Source organism: Amycolatopsis oliviviridis, assembly GCF_014654365.1.
Lineage (GTDB): Bacteria > Actinomycetota > Actinomycetes > Mycobacteriales > Pseudonocardiaceae > Amycolatopsis > Amycolatopsis oliviviridis.
The window spans coordinates 432471-457167 of the sequence record NZ_BNAY01000007.1 but is presented as its reverse complement, the minus strand read 5'-3'; the positions used below and the strand labels follow the sequence as shown (position 1 = coordinate 457167).

Annotated in this window: 19 protein-coding genes and 1 pseudogene; 8 read left to right on the top strand and 12 right to left on the bottom strand. The window is 67.1% G+C overall.

Going from position 1 to position 24697, the window contains the following annotated elements; all coding sequences use genetic code 11:
- Positions 1-11: 11 nt before the first annotated feature.
- The 5 genes from IE302_RS29660 to IE302_RS29640 form a co-directional block, all read right to left on the bottom strand.
- Positions 12-728 carry a GAF and ANTAR domain-containing protein gene (locus IE302_RS29660; protein ID WP_229908002.1) on the bottom strand — a complete coding sequence of 239 codons (717 nt, stop codon included), beginning with the start codon at positions 726-728 and terminating at the stop codon, positions 12-14.
- A gap of 214 nt (positions 729-942) precedes the next feature.
- Positions 943-2052, bottom strand: a complete 1110-nt coding sequence (locus IE302_RS29655) for an ANTAR domain-containing protein (RefSeq protein WP_229908001.1) — start codon at positions 2050-2052, stop codon at positions 943-945.
- Between the two features lie 87 nt (positions 2053-2139).
- Positions 2140-2562 carry an NAD-dependent epimerase/dehydratase family protein gene (locus tag IE302_RS29650; RefSeq protein WP_229908000.1) on the bottom strand — a complete coding sequence of 141 codons (423 nt, stop codon included), beginning with the start codon at positions 2560-2562 and terminating at the stop codon, positions 2140-2142.
- A gap of 49 nt (positions 2563-2611) precedes the next feature.
- Complete coding sequence (locus IE302_RS29645; protein WP_191257712.1) at positions 2612-2785, bottom strand: hypothetical protein; 174 nt, start codon at positions 2783-2785, stop codon at positions 2612-2614.
- A 101-nt stretch (positions 2786-2886) separates the two neighbouring features.
- Positions 2887-4167 carry an ATP-grasp domain-containing protein gene (locus IE302_RS29640; RefSeq protein ID WP_191257711.1) on the bottom strand — a complete coding sequence of 427 codons (1281 nt, stop codon included), beginning with the start codon at positions 4165-4167 and terminating at the stop codon, positions 2887-2889.
- Positions 4168-4555: 388 nt separating this feature from the next.
- On the opposite strand from IE302_RS29640, the gene IE302_RS29635 reads away from it, so the two are divergent.
- Together IE302_RS29635 and IE302_RS29630 are read left to right on the top strand one after the other, a co-directional pair.
- On the top strand, positions 4556-5011 hold the full coding sequence (locus IE302_RS29635; RefSeq protein WP_191257710.1) for a hypothetical protein: 456 nt from the start codon (positions 4556-4558) through the stop codon (positions 5009-5011).
- Positions 5012-5087: 76 nt separating this feature from the next.
- Positions 5088-5246, top strand: a complete 159-nt coding sequence (locus tag IE302_RS29630) for a hypothetical protein (protein WP_191257709.1) — start codon at positions 5088-5090, stop codon at positions 5244-5246.
- 18 nt (positions 5247-5264) lie between these two features.
- On the opposite strand, the pseudogene IE302_RS29625 reads toward IE302_RS29630, so the two are convergent.
- The 3 genes and pseudogenes from IE302_RS29625 to IE302_RS29615 all read right to left on the bottom strand — a co-directional run.
- Positions 5265-5579, bottom strand: a pseudogene (locus IE302_RS29625) (xanthine dehydrogenase family protein molybdopterin-binding subunit); the annotation flags it as partial.
- Between the two features lie 397 nt (positions 5580-5976).
- Positions 5977-7068: a winged helix DNA-binding domain-containing protein gene (locus IE302_RS29620; RefSeq protein WP_191257708.1), complete on the bottom strand. Its 1092-nt coding sequence runs from the start codon at positions 7066-7068 to the stop codon at positions 5977-5979.
- A gap of 1 nt (position 7069) precedes the next feature.
- Positions 7070-8248, bottom strand: coding sequence for an epoxide hydrolase family protein (locus tag IE302_RS29615; RefSeq protein ID WP_191257707.1), 1179 nt, complete (start codon positions 8246-8248; stop codon positions 7070-7072).
- A 61-nt stretch (positions 8249-8309) separates the two neighbouring features.
- Between IE302_RS29615 and IE302_RS29610 the strand changes: the two genes are divergently transcribed.
- From IE302_RS29610 to IE302_RS29600, 3 genes are all read left to right on the top strand, one after another.
- Positions 8310-9269, top strand: a complete 960-nt coding sequence (locus tag IE302_RS29610; RefSeq protein ID WP_191257706.1) for a helix-turn-helix transcriptional regulator — start codon at positions 8310-8312, stop codon at positions 9267-9269.
- A 940-nt stretch (positions 9270-10209) separates the two neighbouring features.
- Positions 10210-10971 carry a hypothetical protein gene (locus IE302_RS42845; protein WP_229907999.1) on the top strand — a complete coding sequence of 254 codons (762 nt, stop codon included), beginning with the start codon at positions 10210-10212 and terminating at the stop codon, positions 10969-10971.
- A 60-nt stretch (positions 10972-11031) separates the two neighbouring features.
- Positions 11032-11727 carry a DUF2637 domain-containing protein gene (locus IE302_RS29600; RefSeq protein ID WP_191257705.1) on the top strand — a complete coding sequence of 232 codons (696 nt, stop codon included), beginning with the start codon at positions 11032-11034 and terminating at the stop codon, positions 11725-11727.
- 96 nt (positions 11728-11823) lie between these two features.
- Here IE302_RS29600 and IE302_RS43105 read toward each other — a convergent pair whose 3' ends face one another.
- Positions 11824-11946 carry a hypothetical protein gene (locus IE302_RS43105; protein ID WP_268246783.1) on the bottom strand — a complete coding sequence of 41 codons (123 nt, stop codon included), beginning with the start codon at positions 11944-11946 and terminating at the stop codon, positions 11824-11826.
- A 620-nt stretch (positions 11947-12566) separates the two neighbouring features.
- On the opposite strand from IE302_RS43105, the gene IE302_RS29595 reads away from it, so the two are divergent.
- The gene (locus IE302_RS29595) at positions 12567-14186 is read left to right on the top strand and encodes a hypothetical protein (RefSeq protein WP_191257704.1); all 1620 of its coding nucleotides are present in this window, start codon (positions 12567-12569) and stop codon (positions 14184-14186) included.
- A 685-nt stretch (positions 14187-14871) separates the two neighbouring features.
- Here the strand turns inward: IE302_RS29595 and IE302_RS29590 are convergent.
- Positions 14872-16086 carry an MFS transporter gene (locus IE302_RS29590; RefSeq protein ID WP_191257703.1) on the bottom strand — a complete coding sequence of 405 codons (1215 nt, stop codon included), beginning with the start codon at positions 16084-16086 and terminating at the stop codon, positions 14872-14874.
- A gap of 295 nt (positions 16087-16381) precedes the next feature.
- Here IE302_RS29590 and IE302_RS29585 point away from each other — a divergent pair, with 295 nt between their 5' ends.
- Positions 16382-16990 (top strand): TetR/AcrR family transcriptional regulator, encoded by a 609-nt coding sequence (locus IE302_RS29585; RefSeq protein ID WP_229907998.1) that lies wholly within the window; start codon positions 16382-16384, stop codon positions 16988-16990.
- 7 nt (positions 16991-16997) lie between these two features.
- Here the strand turns inward: IE302_RS29585 and IE302_RS29580 are convergent, their stop codons facing one another.
- A complete protein-coding gene (locus IE302_RS29580) occupies positions 16998-19325 on the bottom strand; it encodes a hypothetical protein (protein ID WP_191257702.1) in 2328 nt (775 codons plus the stop codon).
- Positions 19326-19380: 55 nt separating this feature from the next.
- On the bottom strand, positions 19381-21777 hold the full coding sequence (locus IE302_RS29575; RefSeq protein ID WP_191257701.1) for a right-handed parallel beta-helix repeat-containing protein: 2397 nt from the start codon (positions 21775-21777) through the stop codon (positions 19381-19383).
- 217 nt (positions 21778-21994) lie between these two features.
- Here IE302_RS29575 and IE302_RS29570 point away from each other — a divergent pair, with 217 nt between their 5' ends.
- Positions 21995-24697 carry an ATP-binding protein gene (locus IE302_RS29570; RefSeq protein WP_229907997.1) on the top strand — a complete coding sequence of 901 codons (2703 nt, stop codon included), beginning with the start codon at positions 21995-21997 and terminating at the stop codon, positions 24695-24697.

Below are 24697 nucleotides of genomic sequence, written 5' to 3'. Positions count from 1 at the left end.
GTGGCGCGGCATTAGTCGGCGGACGTGTCGAAGCGCAGCTGCCGGTTCATGACCATTCTCGCTACCTCGGTGATCGGGATCCGATGACTGAACGCATGCGCGCGTAGCCTCAGTAACGCCTCACCGAGGCTGATCCCGAGTTCGGCTGCGAGCATGCCCGTGGCGATGTTCACGTCGTCGTAATGCCCCTCGGCCTCCATGCGCGCCCAAGGAGCTATCGGCCCGTTCACGCTACTGGCGTCGCTCACCAGCGCCGATGTGGCGATGTCGGCGAGAATCAGCGCATCACCCAGCGCGTCCACGCCCAACGCCTCCGGCACGCGCCGGTAGAGGCTCAGCGTGCCCAGCAGGATCGCACCGACCTGCAATGGGAACGCGAACACCGCGCGAAGGCCGTGCTCCGCCGCCCCGTCCGTGAACCCCGGCCACCGGTACTCCTCGAACGCCAGATCACTCACCAGCACCGGCCCGCCCGTGGCATACGCCTCCGCGGCAGGCCCCTCGCCGACCGTGAACTGCAGTTCCTCCAGGTGACTGGACCAGTCGTCGGTGAACGCGACCAACTCCTGCCGGTCTCCCTGCGCGCGCAGGGAGATGGCCGCGCCGTCCGCCTCGGTGCATTCTCCCGCCACCGAACACACGACACCGACCCAACCGGCCTCCGGCCAACTGCCGCCCGCTCGCTCGGTGACGACCTGCCACAACCGATCACGGCGTAGCCCGTCCACCACCGACCTCCACACGCACCCGAACATCACACAAACTCGACAAACCCGGACGCCTAATCATGTCCTATCCGGCTCGTTGTCCGCTGGATGAGGCCCATGACGCAGCGCGAGCACCGGCGCCGATTCGATCGATCTCCGATCCAGATCGACACCGTAGGGCGAGTCTTGCCGCGGCAACAGCCCAGCCGAAGGCAACTCCGTCCGCTCGCAGTGTTCACTGCGTGGGTTCTCCTTCGAACGCGTCGAGCTCATCGTGCCGTTCGGCGAGCGTGGCGGCGATGTCGGCAAGTTTGACGTTGAGGTCCTGAGACGTCCGGCGCAACAGATCGAACGCTTCGCCTGCGGTGAGCCCTTGCCGGGCCATGAGAATTCCTTTGGCCTGCCCGATCACATCGCGGGATTCGATCGCCCGGTGCAACTGTCCGAATTTCAGATCGGCGATCTCGACATCACTGGTGCGGACCAAGACGAGCGTGGCATGGGTGGCCAGCAGCAAGGCGCGATGGCGGTCGTCAGAGGTGAAACCGTGGCGGTGGCTGTAAATATTCAGCGCACCGCCGACCTCGGCGGGCCGGGTGAGCGGCTGCAGCGCGGTGGAGAGCACCGAACCATAGCCATGCGCCGTGGCGACTGCGGAGAACTGGGGCCATGCGGTCGGGCCGGTGAGGTCCTGGGCGAGGACATAACCAGGGCTCTCGGGCCGAGCGACATCGACGCACGGGCCACTGCCGGTGGCGTATTGGATCCGGTCGAGTTCCGCGGCGACACTGTCGGTCTGAACCGGGGTGGAGAACCGGCCCGCAGAATCACGCAGAGTGACGCTGATGACTCGAGCGTGCGGAAGCACGGCCACCGCGGCAGCTACCACCTGCCGCAGCGCCTGCTCGACCGTATCCGCTTCGAGCAGCACCCTCGTCAACGCGGCCAGCTGGACATCCAAGTCACCGATCAGTGCCTCGGCGTCGGTCTCGTCGGCGGAAATCGCCGCATCCACACTCGCGTAGACCGGAAGGACGTCGCCAGGTATCTGACGGCGAAGCGTGCCCGAAGCGACGGAGCCAATGTCAAGCACCGCGGCGAACCGGATATCGTTCCCGGCCCGATCCCGAACGAAATCGGCGAGCACACAGGCCCCGGACGCGGACAGCTCGATGACCCTGCGCAGATCAAGCACGACCAACGGCGGGGGCGGCAGCACGGCGACCACATCAGCGAGTCTTGCAGCGAGGTTTGGCCCCGTCTCGGCGGAAATCACACCGGAGAAGCTCAGCACGAGCGCGGACTCGACGTTGAACGGCGTGATCCCGACCTCCTGGTGCTCCACGAGCCCTCCTCCGTCCACACCCTTCGAGTCAGCTGGATATCCCGGTCGACGAGACTGCTCTTCGCGTTTACCCCGCCGTCGCCCAGGTCAAACGGCAAGTGGTCCGGAACGAGCGCGATCACTCGAAACGAGAACATCGTGGGCGGTGGGCCGGCAAATGCCGGACGGCCGCGTCACCGACCGGGCGGTGGTCGAGTAGCTCGACGGCGCGGGCACGTACTCAGCCACAGACGACAGGACCACCACGTGCGGGACCGCGGCCGCGGCCACCGCGTCGAGCACATGCCGCGTCCCGTGGTCGTTGGTGCGCCACATCGGCGGCTCCCCGCGCTCTGGGGAAATCGCCCACGCGAGATGGATGACCGCGTCCGCGCCTTCCAGCAGCACCGCCAGTTCGCGTTCGCTACCGGGTTCGCTCAGGTCTCTCGCACACCAGCTCGCCGCCCGATACGGCGTGGCCGTCGTGTCGGGCAATCTCCGGGCCACGCCGATCAGGTCATCGCCGCCCAAGGCCAGGGCGGCGAGCAGCGCGGTTCCGACGTTGCCGGTGGCCCGGTGATCACGATTCGCACAACGGCCGCGTACCCGGTCCGACCAGGACGGAAATCCGGTGCTCCGGAACGCTCGTGGTCCGCAGCGCCGCTTCTGTCGCGGCGGCGAGTTCGTCCGAACCGTCACTGACGAACAAGAACTCACTGGGCGCCTTGCCCGAGGTGTCCGCACTGTGTGCCATGGCGCCGACGACAACGGCGAGGACGAGGCTGGAGAGCGCGGTCGCCGACGCGAGGGGGTGGAACGGGAGGCGAACCTGAAAAGGGATGCCCCGATTCGGTATCAGGGCTCGTCGAACTCGAACCGCAGGCCTTCGACGCACCGCTCGTACTTCTCCTCCAGCTCGTGCACACTTTGCGCCGCGATGAGGATCTCAGCCAGCTCGTAGCTGTAACTGTCCTGCTCAGGCAAGTCCGACAGCCGCTCGCCGGCCTTCGGGACGACGTCGATCACCGTTCCGGAAAGTTGGCGCTCCAACGCGGCGATCTCGGTGTCGGCCGGGACGCGGGTGACGAGCGCGTCGCCGGAGAAACGACGCAAGTAACAGCGTCCGGCGATCCGGTATTCGCCGCTGCCGCCACGTGGTTCGGGACGCTCGCCGAGACCGAGCCGGACCATGAGATCGTGGTTGGCGACGCCGTCGACGAACTCGAACAGCTCCGCGTGCGACTGCGAGTGCCGCGGGTTGATCTCCAGCAGACCCAGCTTCCCCGATCTGGGATCGTAGAAGAACTCGATGCTGAACGTGGCGTTGTCGAACCCGATCCGTGTCATCACCCGCTCGGCGACGTTTCGCATCCGCTCGACGACGTCTTCGGGCAGCTGCGAGGGGTATTGGTGCCGCAGAAAAGACGAGTGTCCGGGGTAGTCGAGTGAGTCCAAGGCGGCGTAAACCACCACCTGTCCTTTATAGACATACCCTTCCACCGCCGCCTGGACGCCGCGCAGCTCTTCCTCGGCAAGGCAGGCCGCGCCTCCGACGTCGGCGATCTCCAGGGGCAGGTCAACCTGGCCCAGCACGTGGTCGAACGGATCCCCCACCCTGCCGATGCCCTCGCGAAGCTCTGCGACCGCGGCGGCCAGATCGTCCTCGTCAGCGACGTGGAAGGCCAGTTCGGACGAAAACGACTTCACCGGCTTCAGCCACATCGGAAAGCCCACGCCCTCCGGCACGACCGGTCGGTCGGTTTCGAGGTCGACGATGCCGAAGTTCGGGATCTCGTCGATCACCTCGCGCTGCTCGATCCGGCTCCAGTACTTGTGCTCGCACTTGAGGACGGCTTCCAGTGGCACGTGCGGCAGGCCATACCGTTCGGCGAGCAGTGGCACCATCGTCGCGGCCGGGAAATCCCAGTACCCCACGATGGCGTCGATATCACCCTCGAAGGCGTCGAGCTGCTTCTGTGCCTTCTCCACGAGAGCGACGATGTCGATCTCGCCATGTTGCAGCTCCTCCGGAGTGAGCAGACCATGGAAGACGTACCGCTCGGCATCTCGCAGCCGCCCCAGAATGCGCGCGTTGTCCCGGTCGTAACCGATCACGAAGATGTTCTTTTTCGGCATGCCAGTCATTTTCCCGTTATCCCGCAACGAAAACGGTCCAGACGGCCTAGTGGCTCTACTCCGAAAAGGACAGATCGCACTACGCAGAGCGAAGCGGCGGCCGGACCGGAACGCCCCCGGCCGGCGGCGATCACGATCTCTGACAAGATCGAATTCAGTCGCCGATCGGGGCGGCGAGACGATGGGGCCGGGCTACTCGGACCGTGCCGGGTCGCCCGGCCTCATCCACCGACAGCGAACCAAGCTACGGCCAGGCCGCCGCGCGAAGGGCTTCCGCGCGGCGATCGCACGACGGAATGGGCCGGTTTTCCCGGACGGCCCGCCGTCCTCGATGATGAGTGCTCCTTCTCTGGGCGATTACCGAAGGCCACAGCGGGTAACCCCGAGAATGACCGACTTCGACATGGGCATCGGTGCCTTGACCGAGCAGCTCGTCACGACCACGAGGAATGGCGACCACGACTACGTGGCAGACGTCCTGGCCAGGCTGGCGGCGAACAGTTCGCGCGCCCGCGCGAGCGCCCTCCTGCGGGAACTCGTCGGCACCAGCGCCCGGATGATTCGCGCTCGAATTCAGGAAAAAAGCGGCGCTCTGTTCACTTTCGACGTGACGACCGAGCATGACGAGCCGGTCGAAGTGGAGGTCCTGCCCCCTGGTCCGCGTTCCGCCTTGCGTGCCCTGTCCGCCAGCCTCAACAGGGACGCCGGAGACCTTGAGATCCACTCCGACCTCGCCACCCAGGGAACACCGGCCGAGGTGGTGGCGGTGCTGATGCAGTGTCTGTTGTGGACGCTGGAGCTGCAGAACGATCGAGCGTCGACAGTCCGGTTCAGCTGCTACTGAGGGCTGATTCGTTCAGCTGGCAGGTGCGCAGACGCCGGAATAGGCTTCGAAGACCACGTCGGGTGCGGAGGTTGAAATGGTGGCTTTACTGGTTTTCCTGTTGGTGGTCTGGCTGGTGTGCGTGGTGCTCGGCTTCGTCATCAAGGGGCTCTTCTGGCTCGTCATAGTGGGTGCCGTGCTGTTCGTCGCCACCGCCGCGGCGGGCTACCTCAAGAGCAAAACGGGACAGCGCTGAGTCCAGGCGGGGCGAGGCTCACTCATCGGGCATTCCGGGCAGGAGTTTGTCGAGGGTGATCGGCAGATCACGCACTCGCACGCCGGTGGCGTCGCGGACGGCGTTGGCCATCGCCGCCGCCGCGCCGACGATGCCGATCTCGCCGATTCCCTTGCTCTACATGGGATTGAGGTGCGGATCGTGCTCGTCGATCCAGTCCGCGCGTACGTCTTCGATGTCGGCGTTGGTCGCGATGTGGTATTCGGCGAGATCGTGGTTGACTGTCTGGCCCAAGTCCGGATCGAGGACCCCGTTTTCGTGTAGCGCCATCGAAAGGCCCTCATCGGCTCCACCACCGACCTCAGCATCTTCGGTGTCACCGTCGCCGATCTCGACCGGATCGCCGGCACCCACAACTACGGCCGCCGCATCCTCCGAAAGTGGCGGGCCGAAAGCGCCCCCTGCTTGTCCGACCCGGGCGACACGGTCGAGCCTGCCCCAGCACGAAGCTATCCACCCGGCATGAAGACTTTCTCCGACAGACAGCTCGATGCTCGACCCACGGATTGAAGTCCGCAGCTCTACCATGTCACCTAGTGGCGTTCAGTAGGGCTCTACGTCGGCAACCGAGCCCAATCGGAAACGGAGTAGACCCGGCAACCTATGCCGTGAGAGCAACTTTCCGCCACAGGCGACGGCCGTGGTACTCGGCTCGGGCGCGACGCTCCACACGGCTTCGGTCATCTGTGGGCTATCCGCTGAACCGGACGTCGTGAACGGCGCCGGGTGCGGCGAACTCCAGTAGCCGCAGGGCTTCGGCTTCGATGGCTTCTCGGTCGGCGGTGGAGATCGAGCGCAGCGGTACGACGGTGAGCACACCCGTGCGGTCCTTCGTCCAGGTCGCGGCCACCGTGCCGTCGACGAGCACGGTGGCCGCGACCGCCGCGCCTTGGCAGACCTGACGCCGGATCGGCTCGGTCATCACGCGCGTGCGGTCGGCGTGGGCGAGCAGGGTCGCGTCGAACTCCGCGAGGAGCCGGACGGGCGCGGGCAGGTCCGGCGAAGGGATCTCGTGGTCCGGCAGGTCGAACAGCTCGCGCCCCGCTTCGTCGGTGTACGTCCGCAGTTCCGGCCGCAGCCGCTCGAAGACCTCGCGTAGTCCGCTCACCCCGGACCAGGTCCGGGCGTCGGCGACGGTGGCCGGCCCGAACGCGGCGAGGTAGCGCCGGATCAGCTCGCGCACGTCGTCGGCGGTGGCGGCTTCCGGTACACCGGGAAAGACGGCGAACGGGGTCGCGCCGCGTTTACCCCACGTTCCGCTCGGAGCGGGGTGCACCAGCGCGAGCAGGTACTGCACGGTCCAGCCGAGTGCCTGCGCGTCGGCACCCGGCCGGGTTCGCGCGAGCGCCCGCCCCAGCTCGGGCCGGGTGAGGACGCGGCTGCCGTCGAGCAGCTTGGCCGCGTCGGCGACCAGTTCGCCGAGGTCGACACCGGCGGTGCGGCCGCCGAAGCCGTTGCGCTGCACCCGCCGCAGCAGCGGCGCCAGCACCGGCCGGACCAGCCGGAAGTCGGCCGCCGACATCAGGTGCTGAGTCGCCCGCATCATCGTGGACCGCACCAGGACACCACGCTCGATGGCGACGGTGAGGTCCTCGATGGTGAAGCGTTCGAGCCGGTTCCAGAGCGCGAAGTACGCGAGATCCGGGTCCTGCGCGTTCAGTCCGAAGAGGTGCTCGGTCGCCTCGGCCACCCCGAGATCGACACGGCCGAGGAGAAGTTGCCTGCCGAGAAGGGCGCGGTTGAGCGCCCGCGGGCTCAGCACCGCGGTCCCGCGGGCGCCCATCTCAGCGCACCTTCCGGAAGAACACGCGGACGTCGTCGACCAGCGCGGCGGGAGCCTCCATGGCGAGGAAGTGCCCGCCGTGGCCGAGTTCGGTCCAGTGCACGACATGGTGGTCGCGCTCGGCCCAGCGACGGACGGTCACGTCGTGCGCGGACACGAGCACACCGGTGGGCACGGCCGGCGCCGCGGCGCCGCTCCAATCGCCGGATCCCCAATCTCCGGATTCGCCGCCGCTCCAGTCGTTCGCCGAAATCTCCTCGTAGTAGATCTGGGCGGCCGAACCGGCGGTGCCGGTGAACCAGTACAACGAAATGGTCGCGAGCATGCGGTCGCGATCCACGCATTCCTCGGGCAGCGCGTCTTCGGGCATGGTCAGTTCCTTGAACTTCTCCACGATCCACGCGAGCTGACCGGCGGGCGAGTCGTGCAGGCCGTAGGCCACCGTCTGCGGACGCTTGGAGTTGCACTGCAGGTAGCCGTCGTTGAAGTTCTGCATCGACGCCCAGCGACGCTGGTCGGCCTCGGGGAGGTCGTCCAGTTCACCCTCGGCGCCGATCGGGAACGTGATCATCGCGGTGAGGTGCACGCCGAGCACGTGCCCCGGATCCTGCTTGCCGATCTCCGGCGCGACCCACGAACCCGTGTCGTAGCCGTGCACGCCGTACCGCTCGTAGCCGAGCGCGGCCATCAGCCGGGCGAACAGGCCTGCCATCTTCGCGGCGCTCATCCCCGGGCCGGCCAGCGGCGTGGAGAACCCGAACCCCGGCAAGGACGGGATCACCAGGTGGAAGGCGTCGGCCGGGTCTCCCCCATGCGCCCGCGGGTCCGAAAGCGGCCCGATCACGTCGAGGAAATCGGTCACCCCGCCCGGCCACCCGTGCAGCAGGATCAGCGGCGTCGCGTCCCGCTCCGGCGAGCGCACGTGGAGGAAGTGCAGGCGCTGACCGTCGATGGTGGTGACGAACTGCGGATGCGCGTTGATCGCGGCCTCCTGCGCCCGCCAGTCGAAACCGGTCCGCCAGTATTCGGCGAGTCCGGCGAGGTAACCGGCGGGCACACCCCGGCTCCAGCCGACGTCCGGCAGTTCGCTCGGCCAGCGGGTGGCGGCCAGGCGCGTGGCGAGGTCGTCGAGGTCGGCCTGCGGGATGTCGATCGAGAAAGGGTGGATGTCCTGTGTCATGAGACCACGCTAGAAGCCGGTTAGGACGACTTCGGTCCTAACCGGGCGGCAGAATGAAACCATGCTGGAAACCTCCGCACGGCTGCTGAAGCTCCTTTCGCTGCTGCAGACCCACCGCGACTGGCCGGGTACCGACCTGGCCGAACGCCTCGGCGTCACCACGCGGACCGTACGACGGGACGTCGAGCGCCTGCGGGAACTCGGCTACCCGGTGCACGCGCTCCAAGGCACACCCGGCTATCGGCTCGGCGCGGGCGCGTCCCTGCCACCGCTGCTGCTCGACGACGACGAAGCCGTCGCGGTGGCCGTCGGACTGCGCACCGCCACCGGCAGTTCGGTCACCGGTATCGAGGAGACCGCGTTGCGCGCGCTCACCAAGCTGGAGCAAGTGCTGCCGTCGCGGCTTCGGCATCGGGTGAACACACTCCAGACCGCGACCGTGCGCGCCGGGGTGGCGCCCGGCCCGAAGATCTCGGCGGACACGCTGATGACCATCGCGAACGCAAGCCGCCGCCACGAACGCCTGCGCTTCGACTACCTCAGCCCGCGCGGCGGTGCCTCCCGGCGGCACGCCGAGCCCTATCGCCTGGTCAACTTCGGCAGGCACTGGTACCTCGTCGCCTTCGACGTCGACCGCGACGACTGGCGCACCTTCCGCGTCGATCGCCTCACCCCGCGGCCGCCCGCCGGCGCCCGGTTCACACCCCGCGAGCCGCCTTTCGACGACGTCGCGGCCTATCTGGCGCAACAGCTCTCCGCGCGCACCTGGCCGTGCCAGGCGACGGTCGAGCTGCACGAATCGGCCGACGCGGTGGCCGACCGGGTGTGGCCGGGAATGGGCGCCGTCGAGGCCGTCGACGAGCACCGCTGCCTCCTGCACCTCGGCGCCCCGACGACGCCCGACCTGGTGTGGATGATCACCTCGGTGCAGACCGATTTCACCTTGGTCAGCGGACCGCCGGAACTCGAAGGCGCACTCCGGCAACAGGCGGAACGGTGCCTGCGCGCGATCGAGGTTTGACCATGCGTCAGGTCAGGGCTGTTCCACCGAGGACGCGGCACAAGGCAGCGTCGATGAGCGACTGGCAACGTCGTCAAGCTGCTCTTCACCCTGCATATCGACGGCGTTGCGGTTGAAGTCGTTGCCCTGCCCGCCCCCTCCCTGCCGTCGCATCGACAGTTCCCGGAGCACCGCCACGACAGCTACTACGACCTTGACTATCGCGACCGTCACCCGATTTGCTGGTACACGAATGTGATATGCAAACCGACCGCTCGACTGAGCGGCCGACCTTGATGCGAGCAGGGGGTACGGGCTTGTCGATCTCCGTCTATTCGCCGCCACTCCCGAAACCGTCAAAACGCGGCAACCGCGGGATCGGCGGTTCAACGACCTCCGGGCGCAGAATCCGTGCGTCTTCGCGGCCGTCATCAATGACCTCTTGCAGTGGGCCGAGCTGGAGCGGGCGAGCAAGAATTCGAGGATGACCGATCAGCATGGCGATGCCTGGCGCCCCTGTGGTCGACCCGCCTGCCCCGGCCCTGACGCGCCGTGGCATGTCTCCACCAGGTCCTGTCTCCGGACCGTCAGGTCTGTCGGACTTCGACGTCTCACCACTCGGCATGCCCACGGCCTTGCTGCGAGACGAGGTCAGGGTCGCATTCCTCGGGCGCACGTCGACCGAAGACCAGCAGGACCCGCGACAGTCCCTGATCCGACAGCTACGGAACTGCAAGACGGCGATCCCGGAGTCCTGGATCGTCGTGGCGCACTTCTTTCGACGTCGAGTCCGGCCGGAGGGAACTGGATGCGCGGGGCCGCGGCGCGGGCTACGAGCGCTTCGACATCCCGATCCCACGTGACGGTGGTATCGCCGACCTGACCAAGTACCAACAAACATCCCCTCACGGCCCGCACCAATCTCTTCCGAAGCAGGATCATCTGCGGATGCGGGCGCCGGATGTACGGATGCGTCCGCAACAAGGCCGCCTACTACCTCTGCCAGATCAGGAACAACAACCGAGGCCGGCCGGACGAATACGCCGATCACCAGAAAGCCTTGTATGTACGGGAAGACGCCATCCTCGACGCAGTAACCAAGTTCTTCGCCGACCGTGTCTTCGGACAGGACCGCCGCGCGATCCTCGCCGCCGACCTATCGGGAGTGGATGATCGCGCCGCCCAAGATCGTCAGAATGAACGGGAACGGCTCCAGCGGCAGCTCGACGACATCGCCCAGCGCCAGAAATCGCTCTTGGCGCAAGCTCAGCAAGGAGAGCCGGACGACCCCTTCACCAAGGCTCTCCGCGGAAGCTACAACGAACTGGAAGGGGGCAAGACCGAGGCGCTGGCGTCGATCGCGGAACTCGACGAAGCCGACAAAGCCGAGCCACGCCCACTCGACGCAACGGACATCGATCTGTTGGACGCGCTGCCCCATCTGGCGCTCAACTTGGCCCAGGCGCCGCGAACGCTACTCGGTACGCTGTTCGACATCACCCAACTCAAGGTGGAACTGAATCGCGGCGGCGACGAGGCCACCATCACCATCCGGTTGCCCGCCGACCAGCTTCCTGAAGTCGCCATCTCGGCGGAAAGGATCACCGACGCCATGCCTACACAGAACGTGCCCGCTCAGCGCGCGGCCGACATTCGTGTAGATGCTGTGCGTGCCCCCGGCGCGATTCCGACAACAACCCCACGAACCAAAAACCCTTCGTGAGCTGCGGATCTCCGCAAGCACCGTGATCGAGCGGCACCGCCGCAAAGCCCGGTGATCGCCATGAGCAACCCAAACGGAGCAACCTCGTCCCGGCTGCGGCGCGATCCCGCTCTAGCCGTTCAGTGCGGCTGCACGGCCCTGGTCGCGCTCGGCGCCGCCTACGCCTCCTACCGCCACGGACGAGACTTCGCCCTACAGTTCGGCGCGGACCACACCACGGCGGCGATCTGGCCGCTGATCGTCGACGGCCTCCTCATGATCGCCACAGTCGAACTCTGGAAACCCACCGACCACGAACACGCAGGCGGCCGCTGGGCCGCATGGCTCGCCTTCGTCTTCGGCATCTCGCTATCGCTCTGCGCCAACATCGGCTCCACCGCCGACCTCAGCATCTTCGGCGTGACCGTCGCCGCCTGCCCACCCCTGGCCCTGCTCCTAGCCGTCGAACTCCTCAACCGCGCGCTCAAACGACACCGCTCCGCAGTCACTGACAAAGTGAACGAACCACCGGCGGCTTGCGCCGCAGGTGGCGACGACGCGATCCAGGTCCTCTCCGCACCAAGTCCGGAGCCCGCCATTGAGATGAACGCAGAAGAACGCATGTGGACGCATTACCTTGCCGAGCAGGACCAGGGGCGTACACCAACCGGTGCCGACCTCGACCGGATCGCAGGCACCCACAACTACGGGCGCCGCATCCTAAGGAAATGGCGCGACGAAGGACTCCTCCAGAACACAATTCCGCAAAAGACCTAGTCCGATCCGTTCGATGACGGCGGCTAGGTTGTTGATGATCCAATCTCGATCACGGCATATAGGTCGGTGAAAGTCGGCACGTGACGGTGAGAAGTATCAGCGCCACGCCCCCACCGCGCGGTAACCGCGTTTGGAGCGTGGCGGCGCCCAGTTCGGAGATCGAGCCCGGAGCCAGAGCAGCAGAGTCTCGACGACAGCAGCCAGGTAGGCCTTGATCATGTTCGGCGCGGTGAACGTTAGCCGCACCGGTCATGCGCGGTCTGCAGGTGCACGGCGACTGCGGCGGCGTCGGTCTTCGCGGCCGCCGCGGTCCGATAGCGGGCACGATCTGGGATCAGCCGATCCTCAGCTGGGCTCCTCGCTCATCTCGAACTGCGGCGAGCATCCGACGGCCAGCTCACCCCGATATCCCGTCATTCTGGTGTGGCTCGCCGCGCTGCCGCTCACGCATGATAGTGCTCCAATCGAGTGAACATTCGCTGTATCGTGTTGCAAGCAGAGTCGAACTGCAGACTTTGCCCTTACATCATCCGGATCTTCGGGGGGTTCCGCGGTCGGCTCGTCACGTCGCGGAAACGACAGCGGGGTTTGCGAAGATGACTACTACTAATGGCCTGGCCATTCTCCCTTGGGCCGAGCTCCACCCGTACTTGTCGGTGGCGGTTCTGAGATGCCGACCGCAGGTTGATCCCGGCCACTGTTACGACTCCGTCTGGCGTCAGCTCCACACGGACGCCTCATCGAGGGCGCGTAAGCGCGTCCGGATCGTCGCGGCGGCCGAGTCGGCGGTCGACGATCCGGCACCTAGCACACACGATGCGACGCTGACGTCGACCGGCATGGACCAGTTAGCCGCCTTCGTGCGTGAGTCGACGTCACCGCCAGCATGGGCCGGTGAAGGCCTCGAGTTCTTCAACACCACATATGACTTGAATCTTGTTGTCCGCCGCGGCGGACTCATCGCCGTCAAACCAGACAATGGGTGCGCGGACCGGTTCCAGAAATGGATCGACCGAAACGGTGCCTCGACGGTGGAAAGGATCAAGCCGCTCATCCTCGAGTACACCTTCCTGCAGGGCGAAGCGAAGGGATTGTGGCTGCAAGGCGCTAGCGGACGGACGACTCGCCGGCCGGACGCGAAGACAAGCGTCGGCATGCGGCTGCAGGACACACTCGACGACTTCGATGACGGCGCCTACTCCCTGTCCTCTGCTCGATGTGAGCTCCCTCGGGCGCCGGGACTGACCGCCTTGACCGGCCGGATCGGCTCCACTTTGAGCACGTCTCAGCTGTGGCTCAAGCCGATGGAGACCTTCGAGCTCTTCCTGCAGGCCATCGGAGAGATCTTCGATCTCATCGAGGCCGCGGAAGCAGCCCCCGAAGCGGTCACCGAAGCTTTCCCGCAACTGGCGAGGGAGGTATCCGATCTCTCGGAAGTCCATGGCGCGTACGACGTGTCTGTCGCCGACCTGGAACAGCTTCCGTCCACAGTCGCCGAGGGTGAAGAGGTTCAGGCAGCGGCCGAAATTCTTCAGAACGCCGTGCTTCGGGTCGTGGACGGAAGCACGGGTGCCAGGTTCAAACTCGATGTCGGACTGAACGGGAGCGCCAGCGGCACCTTGGGAATCAGGCCCGAACCTACGTCTCATGGCTTCCAGCTCAACGCAGGATTCAGCGGTGAGCCCGCCGTTCCGGCGACTACCCGGCGGATCCTTGACGCGATCACATCCAGCGATCTCTTATCCGTCTATTACGAGTCGGGCCATGTCTACTCCGGTGGCCGCATATCCAAACGTAAATCCAGAGTGGCGCCCTTCCGAAACTGGCGGTTCGAGGACTTCCACGACACGAAGGTGAGCCGGGAAAAACCCTTCGACCTTCTATCCAGCACTGAAATCCATCGCTGTATCAACGTGGAGGGCGACGATTCCCTTTTTCGCTGGGCTGCCCGACGATGGAACGATGGCTGGCTGATCTGTGATGACGGCAGCGGTGAGATCGCCGACTTCCTCCATATCGGACCGGACGGGACTCTTCGCCTCATCCATATCAAAGGTGCCGAAAGCCATGCCCCAGGACGTCGAGTCTCGACGTCCGCTTATGAGGTCGTCGCGGCGCAAGCATCCAAGAACCTGCTCTTCCTGGACAAAGAACTGCTCATCGACCGGCTGGCGGCTTCAGCGGCAGGCAAGGCCAGCTGGATCGACGGGAAGCCGGCGACCGGTCGTGAGGAGTTCATCGAGTGTCTGCGGATCCTCGGGGAGTCGGACAAGCGCGAAGTCATCATCGTTCAGCCCCATCTCACCGAGACCGTGTACCTGCAGCTCCGCGTATCCGAGGAGCAGAAGGACCTGAGCGCGGAGCTGCTGCGTTTTCGGCGCCTGGAACTACTTCTCAACTTGGCGTACTCGTCCGTGGTCAAAGCAGGCGCCGAGCTACTGGTTTTCGCCAGCAAGTAGCTCGTGGCAACCGAAGCGACCGTCGGTCAGGACGTACTGCGGCTCGGGGTGCGCACGCCCGTGACAATCGAGTCCCGACCGGGAGCAACGCCGCCTGTCGAACCGTTCCTTAGGCTTGGTGACCTCCGCACCCCGCACATGTACCACGAGCTCACGCGCCACATCGGCCGCACTCGCGCCCGAGATCTCCTCGGGCTGGGTGGGTAACCCCGCTGGGCGGCCTCGCGTACCAACCGACGCCGCCCAGCGCCCACGATGCCTCGGTTGCCGAACATCGACGGCCGGAACGCTAGCCGGGGCAAGCAAGACTAGGTGGAGACGCTCCAGGAGCACCATCGGAGGATGGCATCGAGTCTGGGTAGCCATCCGGCGCGCCGACCACTCGTTCGCCGATCACGTGGACTTCAAAGCGCCGGAGGTCATAGCCGCCGGCGTCCCATGCCATGTCGCTTGTCTCGAAGCGCCACTCACACCCAGTGACACGCTCTCGAACCAGCCAACTCAGCCCGCCCACCTCCTTGACCTGCACCTATCCCTGTCGCTGCTCCCACAGCCTCGCACGACCATAGAACACATGTTCGCTTTGAGGCTTGGCAGGTCACCTTCACCACTGGCTCGCCTGCGGGAGCCGCGCGATAGCAAGATGGACGCGCTGTGCGAGTTCACATCCTGGTCAGCCCCGCGATCAGGACTCGGCCGCCCCGGTGAGTAGTTCGGTGCGACGTCGGAGTCCGGGGTACCGGTAGGGCCCCATGAACTGGAGGAGGATCGCGGCGACGATCAGCCCGGATGACGCCGTCAAGAGAGCCGGCACGTAGCTGCCGAACCCGTCGAACACGAGCCCGAACATGGCCGTACCGATCGCACCACCCAGGGTGAAGACGCCGATGCCGATACCGAGAACCGGCGCGTAGGCACGGACGCCGACGTACCTCCGCAGGAGAAACGGAATGATGTCGCCTTCCGCGCCCAGGGCGAAACCGCTGGCTAGCGCGCAGGACGCGTAAACGACAACTGGCGACGGCGGCAACGTGGCCGACACCGCGAGAGCGGTCGCCGCGATCAGGAACACACCTCCCGCGAACCGGGGGGCGTTCACTCGGTCGAGCAGGGCACCGCTGACGAAACGGCCGGCGGCGACCCCGAAACCCGCGGCGGCCGACGCACCTGCCGCCACCTGCGGTTCGATCCCCTGATCGATGACGAACGGGACGAAGTGTGCGGCGGAACCGGCCGTCCCGACCGCGGACAGGAGAACAGCGCCGAGCAGGAGCGAGAAGCGGGGCCAGCGCAGGGCCTCGCGCACGACCAGGCCGCCCGATGTCACGGCCGTCACCTCGTACTGAGGGCCGGTTCCCGGCGGGAAGCCGATCAGTGCGGCGACACCTATGAGAACGACCACGACACCGGCGAGCAGTAGGTAGGTCGACCGCCAACCCAGGTGCACCAACGCTGATCCGACAGCGATCTGCAGGATTGCCGTACCCACCGCCGACCCGCCCATGACCGCGCCGAGGGCGAGTCCGAGCCGACGGTCGAAGAAGCGCGGTACCACGGCGAGCAGCGCGGCGGATGTCGTGCCGACCGCCAGCAAGCCGACCAGAAAGGACAAGAGCGCGAAGTAACCCGTTTCGGCCGGCGCAGCAGCGAAAGCGACGAAAGCAGCCGCGAGAAAAACCCCTGAGAGCATTAGGAAGGGCCGAGAGCCGAATCGTTGCACCAAGCGGCCGATGAGTGGCGAGCCGACCGCTGAGCCGACCGCGGCCATGACCACCACTATCGACAGTTCGGTACGGCCCCAGCCGAATTCAGCAGTGATCGGACGGATGAACTGACCGACCGTCGCCAAGAAGGTCGCGGTGAATCCGCCGACAAGACCGATCGCCGCACCGATCAGCACGCGGGACCGCGCCCCGCGGGTGACGGTGTGCTCAGGGGGCATTTTCAGCTCCTAGCCGGCGGTACAGGGGGCGGCGTCGAAAGGCCGGGGTGGCTTCCGTCGCTGATCACGAGCGCCGTGATGAGAGACTAGACTCCTTGTGAGAGGATACTTGCATAAACGCGGGTGCCGCGCCTAATCTCACCCGTCGAGGGGAGTAAGCGAGCCCTTGAACAGCGCTCGTATCGCGTACGCCCGGCGGCACGACGACCTGACTACAGTCGCGTCGTCCGAGCCGGGAGTCAGGGAGGGATTCGTGACCGAACCAGGCACGAGAGGTCGAGAAAATCAGAAGCGACGCACCTACAACGCCATCCTCGCGGCGGCAGTCGAGCTGACGCGAACCGACCGGGTGGTCACGATGCCCGAGGTGGCTGAAAGGGCACTCGTCTCCGAAGCCACCGCTTACCGGTACTTTCCCGACATCGCTACCCTGCTGCAGAAGGCGATGGCCACGCAGCAAACGGATCCGCGCGAAGCGCTGGCGCACGTGGCGGACTCGAGCGACGTGGTGGAGCGTGTCGCCGCGGCTTGCGACTACCTGCTCCGGCACGTTCTGACCTTCCAGAAAGCGATACGCGCGACGATCGCCACGACCATCGTGGCCCCTGACGACGCGCCCACCACCCGCCGGGGCCTGAGGTTCGAGCTCATCGATTTCGCTTTGGCGCCTCTTGGGGAAAGTCAGGCGATCGACGCGGCGAGGCTCGCCCGCCTCAGGGAAGGTCTTGCCGTCGTCATCGGCGCCGAATCGCTCTTCTGCTTGCTCGACCAGTGCGGCATGCCCGCCGAAGAAGCGATCACCAGTATCGTCTCGACCGCCACGACGCTGACCCGCGCGCTGGTCGACAGGTCCGAGCCGTAGCGCTGGTTCACGAAGCCAAGGTCGCTGTCCGGGCGACCGTCGCCGAATCGCGCCATTCCAGCATCGAACTCGTCAACCGGCCTGTCACATCGGGTTCCTCGACAACCCTCAGCGTGCTACGGCGCCGCGTCTCCAGTGCCCGATCCAACTTCGCCAGCGCCGCGAGATCGTATTCGTCGAGCTCGCCGGACACGGGCGCCGGCTCGTCCGGAGCGAGTTCACGAAACAGCGCCGCGTCCCGCGGCGTCGGCCTTTCCTCACCGGGTTCGTCGAGCGGTTCGGCCGTGCGTACCGCGAGGGCTTTGAATCGGGCCCCACCGAAGAAAACGACCTCGTTCACCGACTGACCGATCCTGAGCGCCGAGGTCCGCCGCGCCGACGCCGGCCAGATCAGCACGTCGAGATCCGCGCCCGGCACCATCACATCGAGATCCGCGCTACCGCAGAGAAAACCCGGTTCGGTCAGCAAAACACCCGGATCGACGGTCCTTTCCAAGGGTCGCGCCGCCTTGCTTTGCCGGAGCACGGCGCGACGGTGTGTGGGTAGTCGGCGCAGCCCCGAAACGAGGCAGTGGACATGGTCGTCGATGGCTTCGGCGGTGCCCGAGCGCACAGCCTCGTTCAGGTCATGGGAATTTCCCGCTCCCCGGCCGAGATAGAGGCACACGGCCACGAAGTCCGCCTTCACCCCGGCAGTGTCCTCCTGCCGCATCGACGGCCAAGTCGCCAAAGCCGCGTTCACCGTGGCCAGTGCTTCGGTGAAGAGCTCGCCGGCGGAAGCAGCGAATCTGGCCTGCTCGGCGGCCGCGCTCGACCGATCGGCGATCACAACCGGGGTACCCGGCGCGGCCCGCGTCACCATTTGCCCGGTTTCGGCTGACGTCTCGCTGCCCGGTTCGTTCTCTTGGCTCACTACCTCCGCGGGCTCAGGAGATCGCGCTGCCGTCTTCGCCTGCGCCGCGGGTTCCTCCGGGGGAATCGCGGGTGTTTCCGCTAGCGGAGTCGGTGCCCCCGAAATCGTCGGGACCGGCGCGGCGGACACGGTGAGCGGGCGGGACACGACCGACGCGCGACGTGCGGTCGCGGGAGCCTCTTGCCGCGGATCCGCGAGTTCGGCCGGTCGTGCCGGAAACTCCGGCTCGGAGAGGTCCGGCACGTGCTCGAAACTCGCCCGCGCCCGGTCATCGAGCACCCCGCTCAGCTGGAGCCGGGCCACGTCGCGGACCTCGGGCGCCAACGCGGCGAGCAAGGTCTCCGCGGCGTGCAAGAGGTCTGGTTTGATCGGTACTCCTGGTGTCCCCAGGTAGAGAGTCCACTCGTACGGGGAGAATGGCGGGTGTCCCGCAGCGGGATCGCCCGGACCGGTACGCAGCACCACACCGGACGGTACGACGTCGGCCAGCACATCACCGAGCCGATATCCCGTGCGGCCATGACGCTGCCATCCCGCTGGGGGCTCGGCGGCCTCGATGACCTCCTGGGCGCCGTCCACGCGTTGCCTGAGCTTCGCCACGAACGGGCCTGTCATCCCTGCAGAGCCACCACTAGCGGCGGCGAACGACAACCCCGCCACGGCGACGTCCCTGCCGAGTGCCGTGGTGCAGGCGCGCAGCCAGGGGTGCTCAGCCGCGAAAGAAGGGAGTACGGCGAGCTGAGTACGCGCCGGCGACAGCTTGGTGACGACGGCGGCCACGGTCGCGGGATCCGGGGCATCCTCAGGCACGACTATCGTCGCCACACCGAAGTCCACCACCGCCGCGAACGCGGGGTCCGCCGGCGTCACCTGCTGTCCTTTGTCACGCCGCACCAGGACCCCGGCGGGGATCGGCTCGACCCGGGCTCCGGCGATCGTCACCGGTGTGGAGGGCAACGCCTCTTCCCACTGCGGCAAGGGATGACGAAGCCCGCCGGGCACGGACGGAGAGCCCGGCCGGAATCGTATCCAGCCTGTACCGCCAGTCCCGTAGCCGGCATAGAGCGCCCCGCCCGCCACCGACACGAAGGTCCCGTCCGGCGCGAAGATCTCCTTGTCCAGCACATCGGCCAGCGCCTGGGCGACAAGTGGATTCTTTCCCAGCCCGGCCAGGCCGATCCGAATGGCTCCGGCGTCCGCGGCAGCCAGCTTCCGGTACAGCAGCGCGGGCAATGCCGTGCTCAGGGCAGGGTCCTGCGAGGCAGCGGGCGACACCAGCACGAAAGCTTGCCCTGGCACAGGAGATGTCCCTGCGGCGCCGACGGGCGGATCGTGTTCGTCGTGCTGACGGATCAGCAAGTATCCGTTACGCCACTCGGCGACGAGGCCGACGGCGACCTGTTCCACGGGATTGCGGGTCATTTGTCTCCTGCCTCAGCGGGCCCTCGAGCTGACCGGTGATCTCTGAGCATCTTCGTCATCGCACGCCGATTTCGAGATCGTCGGCGGTCAGCAACGTCAGGTCCTCCTGCGTGACCGACTCCGCCTCCGCGAGCCGAGACGCTTGCCTGTCCGTCATACGCTCGAAAACCCGGCGAGCGGTACGGCCGTTGCCGAACGTCCCGTCCTTCGGGATCGCTTCGAAGTGCTCATGGAGCGCCTGGGCCGCCTCGTCTTGGAGGTGATAGTCGTGTTTGGCGCATTGGGTCCGGACGATCGTGACGAGTTCTTCCGCGGTGTAGTTGGCGAACTCGATGGTCCGGCTGAACCGGGATTCCATACCGGGGTTCGACTCGAGGAACTTCGTCATCTCGTTCGAATAGCCCGCGGCGATCACCACGACGTCTTCCCGGTGGTCCTCCATCAGCTTCACGAGCGTGTCGATCGCCTCGCGGCCGAAATCGGGCCCGCTCCCGCCTTGGCCGGAACTCAAGGTGTAGGCCTCGTCGATGAACAGCACGCCACCGAGCGCGGTGGTGAACGCCTCAGTGGTCTTGATCGCGGTTCCACCGATGATCTGCGCGACCAGGTCGGCCCGCGCGACCTCGACCAGATGTCCTTCCCGGAGCACGCCGAGCTGGGCGAGGACCTGGCCGTAGAGGCGGGCGACGGTGGTCTTGCCGGTGCCGGGCGCGCCGGCGAAGACCAGGTGCCGGGCCATAGGCGGCGCCGACAACCCGGCATCCTGGCGTCGCTTCGCCATCTTGTTGAGATTGATCAGCGAAGTCACTTCGCGTTTGACGCCGTCCAGGCCGACGAGACCCTGCAACTGCAGGAGCGGGTCCTCGGCGTCTGGACGTCGCTGCGGGGGCTTCGGCTGCGCCTGAGTGAGCTCGATCGACGACGTCGTCCCGTAGGCGTCCGGCTTGAGATTCCCGGTGGTGATCAGGTCGATCACTTCGATCCCGGTCCCCGGCCGGGTCTGGCGCAGCCCGCTGCCCTGGTTGTCCCGCACGGTGCAGTTCGCGACCCGGACGGCATCCTCGGTCTCGAGCCGGATGCCGTCGGTCTTCCCGCCGGAGAACTCCGACTCGGACACGGACCCCGCCGCGCCTTCGGCGAAAAGACAGCCCACGCCGACACTGCTGTGCACCCGGCATCGCAGGACCGACAGATTCGCCCCGCCGGACGCATGGACGGCGTTCCCGCCCGAGCCGGTAATGGCGCCGTCGGTCAGCGCCAGTGCGGCGTCGGCGACCAGCACCCCGGTATCCGCGGTCTTCCGGATGCTGAGGCCGGTCACCGACAACCGAGAGTTTCCGGCCACCCGCAGGCCGACCTCTCCTCCGTCGACCTCGACGTTCTCCATCGTCCCGCGACCGCCGCCGTCGGCCTCGACGCACACTCCGTCCGAACCCTGGACCCGCAACCGGCGGAAGAACGGGTCGGCCGCGTCGGACACCCGGACGCCGGCGATCGAACAGCCGACGACCGAGAGCCGATCGAACTCCGGGGTCGCGCGCTCGGTCACGTTGACGCCGACCCCGTCGACCTCCGAGACCTCGCAGTCGGTGATCTTGCCTCCGGAACGCGCCGCGAAATGCACCCCGCGCGAGGAGGCGGCGCGGATACGGCAACCGCGCATCGCGGGTTTGCACCCTTCGGCCACGAAAATTCCTTCAGCACCAAGGTTTTCCGCGACGCATTCGTCGAGGACCACCTTGCCGCCGCTGGCCAGGTAGAACCCGATTCCGTCCACACGGGACACGGTCAGCCGCGTAGCGGCGATCGCCGCCTGCTGTTCGACCGCGACCGCGGGTTTGCCCGTGCCGGTGATGGCGGTGTCGTCGACGGTGAGCCTGCCGCGACCGTTGAGGCAAATGCCGTTCGCGGCGGCCGTATCGACGGTGCAGGCGCGCATGAGCAGGGCGCCGTCGTCGGCGACCACCACGGCGGAGGTACCGATCCCGTCGAAACGACAGGATTCGAGCACACCGCCGTGCGGTGAGGTGACCACGACGCCGGCACCGGTGCCGTTGCTCACCTCGCATCCTCGCATGAGGATAGTGCCCTCACCTGAAGCGAAGACCGTGGACCAGCTCGCTCCGCGCAGCACGCATTCCGTGAGCCCCAGCTGGCCCTGTGCCACGAAGACAGCCGGGTTCTCGTCGTCCTTGGACTCCACCGAAATCCCGGACAGGGCGGCCGACTGCGCGGTCACCGTGACCACGACGCCGGAGCCGGCGAAGAGCGTCACCGTGCCGATGCCCTCTTCGGCGGTGATGGTCACCGGCTTGGACAGGACGAGGTTCTCGCTGTAACGGCCGGGACCGACGACGATCAGCGCACCCTCCGGCGCCGCGGCCACCGCGTCACCGATCCGCCGGTAGCCATGCCCCGGCGTCTGCGTGACCATGATGACGTTCTGGCTCACGTTCCGGTCTCCTTCGTCGTTTCCTCGCGCACATCACGGACTGGTCCGGATATCAGCCGACCACTCGGGACTCAACTAAATCTCTATCCAGGGCAGGAAACGTCCCGGACGCGCGCGAGGGCGCCGGAAGAGGAACTTCGGGCACGATCTTTTGCGGAATCTCCCGCGTTTTCCCGGCGTTGGCGGCAACATGGACCGCGCCGCCGATGATGGAGACGTGGACCCCATCATCGACACCATCAGATCGGCGGGCCCACCTCTGGTCCTGCTCACCGGACTCGCCGGCGTGGGGCGCACCACGACACTCGCGCTGCTCGGTGAGCGCTACGAAGCCGAAGGCCGGCATGTGTCGGCGATGCGGTTCACCCCTCGGGGAGACGTCGTGCCCGCCCGGTTCACCCCGACCGCCACCCGCCTGCGCGGGCCGGTCAAGGGCGAACCGGTCTGGGCGGCCATCGGCCCGGTCGCGAGGGCCGCCGACGAACCGGGCGTGGCCCAGCAGGCGGCTCGCGCGGCGGCCATGGCGTTGCGGCGCACTGGGGAGGGCGTCGTCCTTCTCGACGATCTCCAATGGATCGACCGCGATTCGCTCGCTGTCCTGGAAGCGCTGATCCGCCTGCTGGACGGGCGGCCGGTCACCTTCGTCGGCACGCTACGCGTCCCCGCCGGAGGCGCCGCCGCGCGTTACGGGCCGGATACGCTTTCCCGCCTGCGCGCGGAGAATCTCGTCCACACGGTGCGCTTGAAGCCCTGGGACAAACGGTTCCTCGCCGAGAGGCTGGCGGACACGCTCTCCGTGGTTCCGGAACCGGCGCTGGTCGACCACGTGCACGCACTCAGCGGTGGCGTCCACGCGGCGGTGGACGAAGTGATGGAGAACCTGCGCGGCCTCGGCGCGATCCGGGTGCTCGACCGGTCCGCGTACCTCGTTCCTGCCGCGACCGAAGGACGACTCTGGCAGAGCGAATTCGGCAAGCGGGTCCGTGAACTGGGCCGGGAAGTCTGGGACGCGGCCAAGGCCGCGGCGATCCTTCACCCGCTCGGCGCGGCGATGCCGGGGCTCGTCGGTCAGTCGCTCGGCACCTCGGAAGAGCATGCCCTGGAACTGCTGGAAGAACTCCGCCGGGCCGGGATCCTCCACCGAGGACGGGGCGGCGCCTCCTGGCGGTTCACCATGCCGCTGGCCGCCCTGGCTCTCGCCGACTCCTGTGGCCCCTGCGAACGCCGCGAACTCGCGGCGGCGGGCGTCGAAGCCCTGTGGGCGGGCACCGCGGCCTGCGCCGATCCCGATCGCCGCGCGGACCTCGTGGCCGACGCGGGACGGCTCGTCGACCCCGCGCGGGCGGCCGGTGAGCTGCTCACCCGGGCGGCCGAGACGGGCGACGAAGACCCAGGGTCCGCAATGCGCTGGATCGCCACCGCCACCGACCTCATCGACGACCGGACACGACGCGCGGAGTCGCTGCGGCTGCTCACCGTTGTCAGTCATGGGCACGGCGATCACGAACGGACACTCGACGGCGCCCGGATCCTGCTCGGCGAGTTCCTGAACCGGCTGAGCGCGGACTCCCTGGTCGAAGTGCAGTCGCTGCTGGTCCACGCGCTCAGCGGCCTCGGCCGCACCGGCGATCTCCGCGAGATCGCGGACGGAACACGACGGCTGCCGGGCAGCCCGGGCTCGCGTCTGGTGATCCGGGCGCTGGCCTGCGGAATGCTCGATCGCTGGCCGGAGGCTGAAGTGCACCTGACCAACGTCGCGCCGCCCAAGGAAGAGGGAAAGCGGCAAGCCGTGCTGGCGCGGCTCATCGGGATCTCCGCACCGTTATGGCAGGGCAAACCTGAAGCCTTCGACCGGAGCCTTCGCGACCGGAAGAACTGGCCGGCCCGCGAGGTCGGGCGGTACCGGGAGGAGCTGGTCGACGCACACCTCACCGGGTTGCTGCTGACCGGTGAACTCGGACGTGCCGAGGACCTGCTGGTCGCCGAAGGTCTGGTGTGGGAGGAAACCCGGCCGTGCGTGCGGACGCTCGCCGCCACTCTCCGCGGGGACTTCCGATCGGCCACCGCGCTGGTTTCCCGGATCGTGGCGGAAAGATCCGCGCCGGGGTTCGCCGCTGCCACTGCGGGGATGTACCACGCGACGGTCTCCGCTCTGGTCAGCCAGGGACGTCTCGCCACCGCTCGCGCGCTCTCGACGGCGGCCGAAGCCACCCGGCCGGTGCTCGCCCATCTGCTGGACTTCACCGAGGCGCAGATCGATCGCGCGCTCGGTGACGACCGGGGTGCGGCGGATCGGTACACGGCGGCGCTGGCCGCGGCGGCCGAGCGCGGGCTGGTGATCGGGACCGACATCGCCAACGCGGAGCTGGCCGAGCTGGCCTGGGTACTGGGCGACTTGGACACGGCGAAAGAGTGCTTGAAGACCGCGCAGTGGCTCGCCGCTGCGCGGTACTCCGGCGGCCGCGCCGTCCTGCTGGCGGAATTCGTCGAAGCGGTGGTCACCCGGGACGAGGCCGCCGGGGCCCGCTCGCTGAAACTCGCCCGGCGACGTGGCCAGCCGTTCGAACTGGCCTCGACCATGGTCCGCCTGGTCAAGCACGGAGTCGCGGCCCCGGCCCTGCTCAGCGAAGCCTACGAACTGCTAGGGGATCTCGGCGCCCTGCTGTTGCGGGCACAGACCCGGAATCTCATGCAGGAGCACGGGATCGGTGTGCCGGGGCGGCGCACGACGCTGGCGGAGAACGAGCGCCTGCTGGCGGTGCTGGCGGCCGAAGGGCTCAGCAACAAGGAGATCGCCGTGGTGTTGGGTTCGAGCGAACGGAGCGTGGCGGGGCGGTTGAGCCGGCTGTTCACCCGGACCGGCTACCGCTCTCGCATCGAACTGTCCACGGCGATGGCGAACGGTGTGCTGAGTTTATGA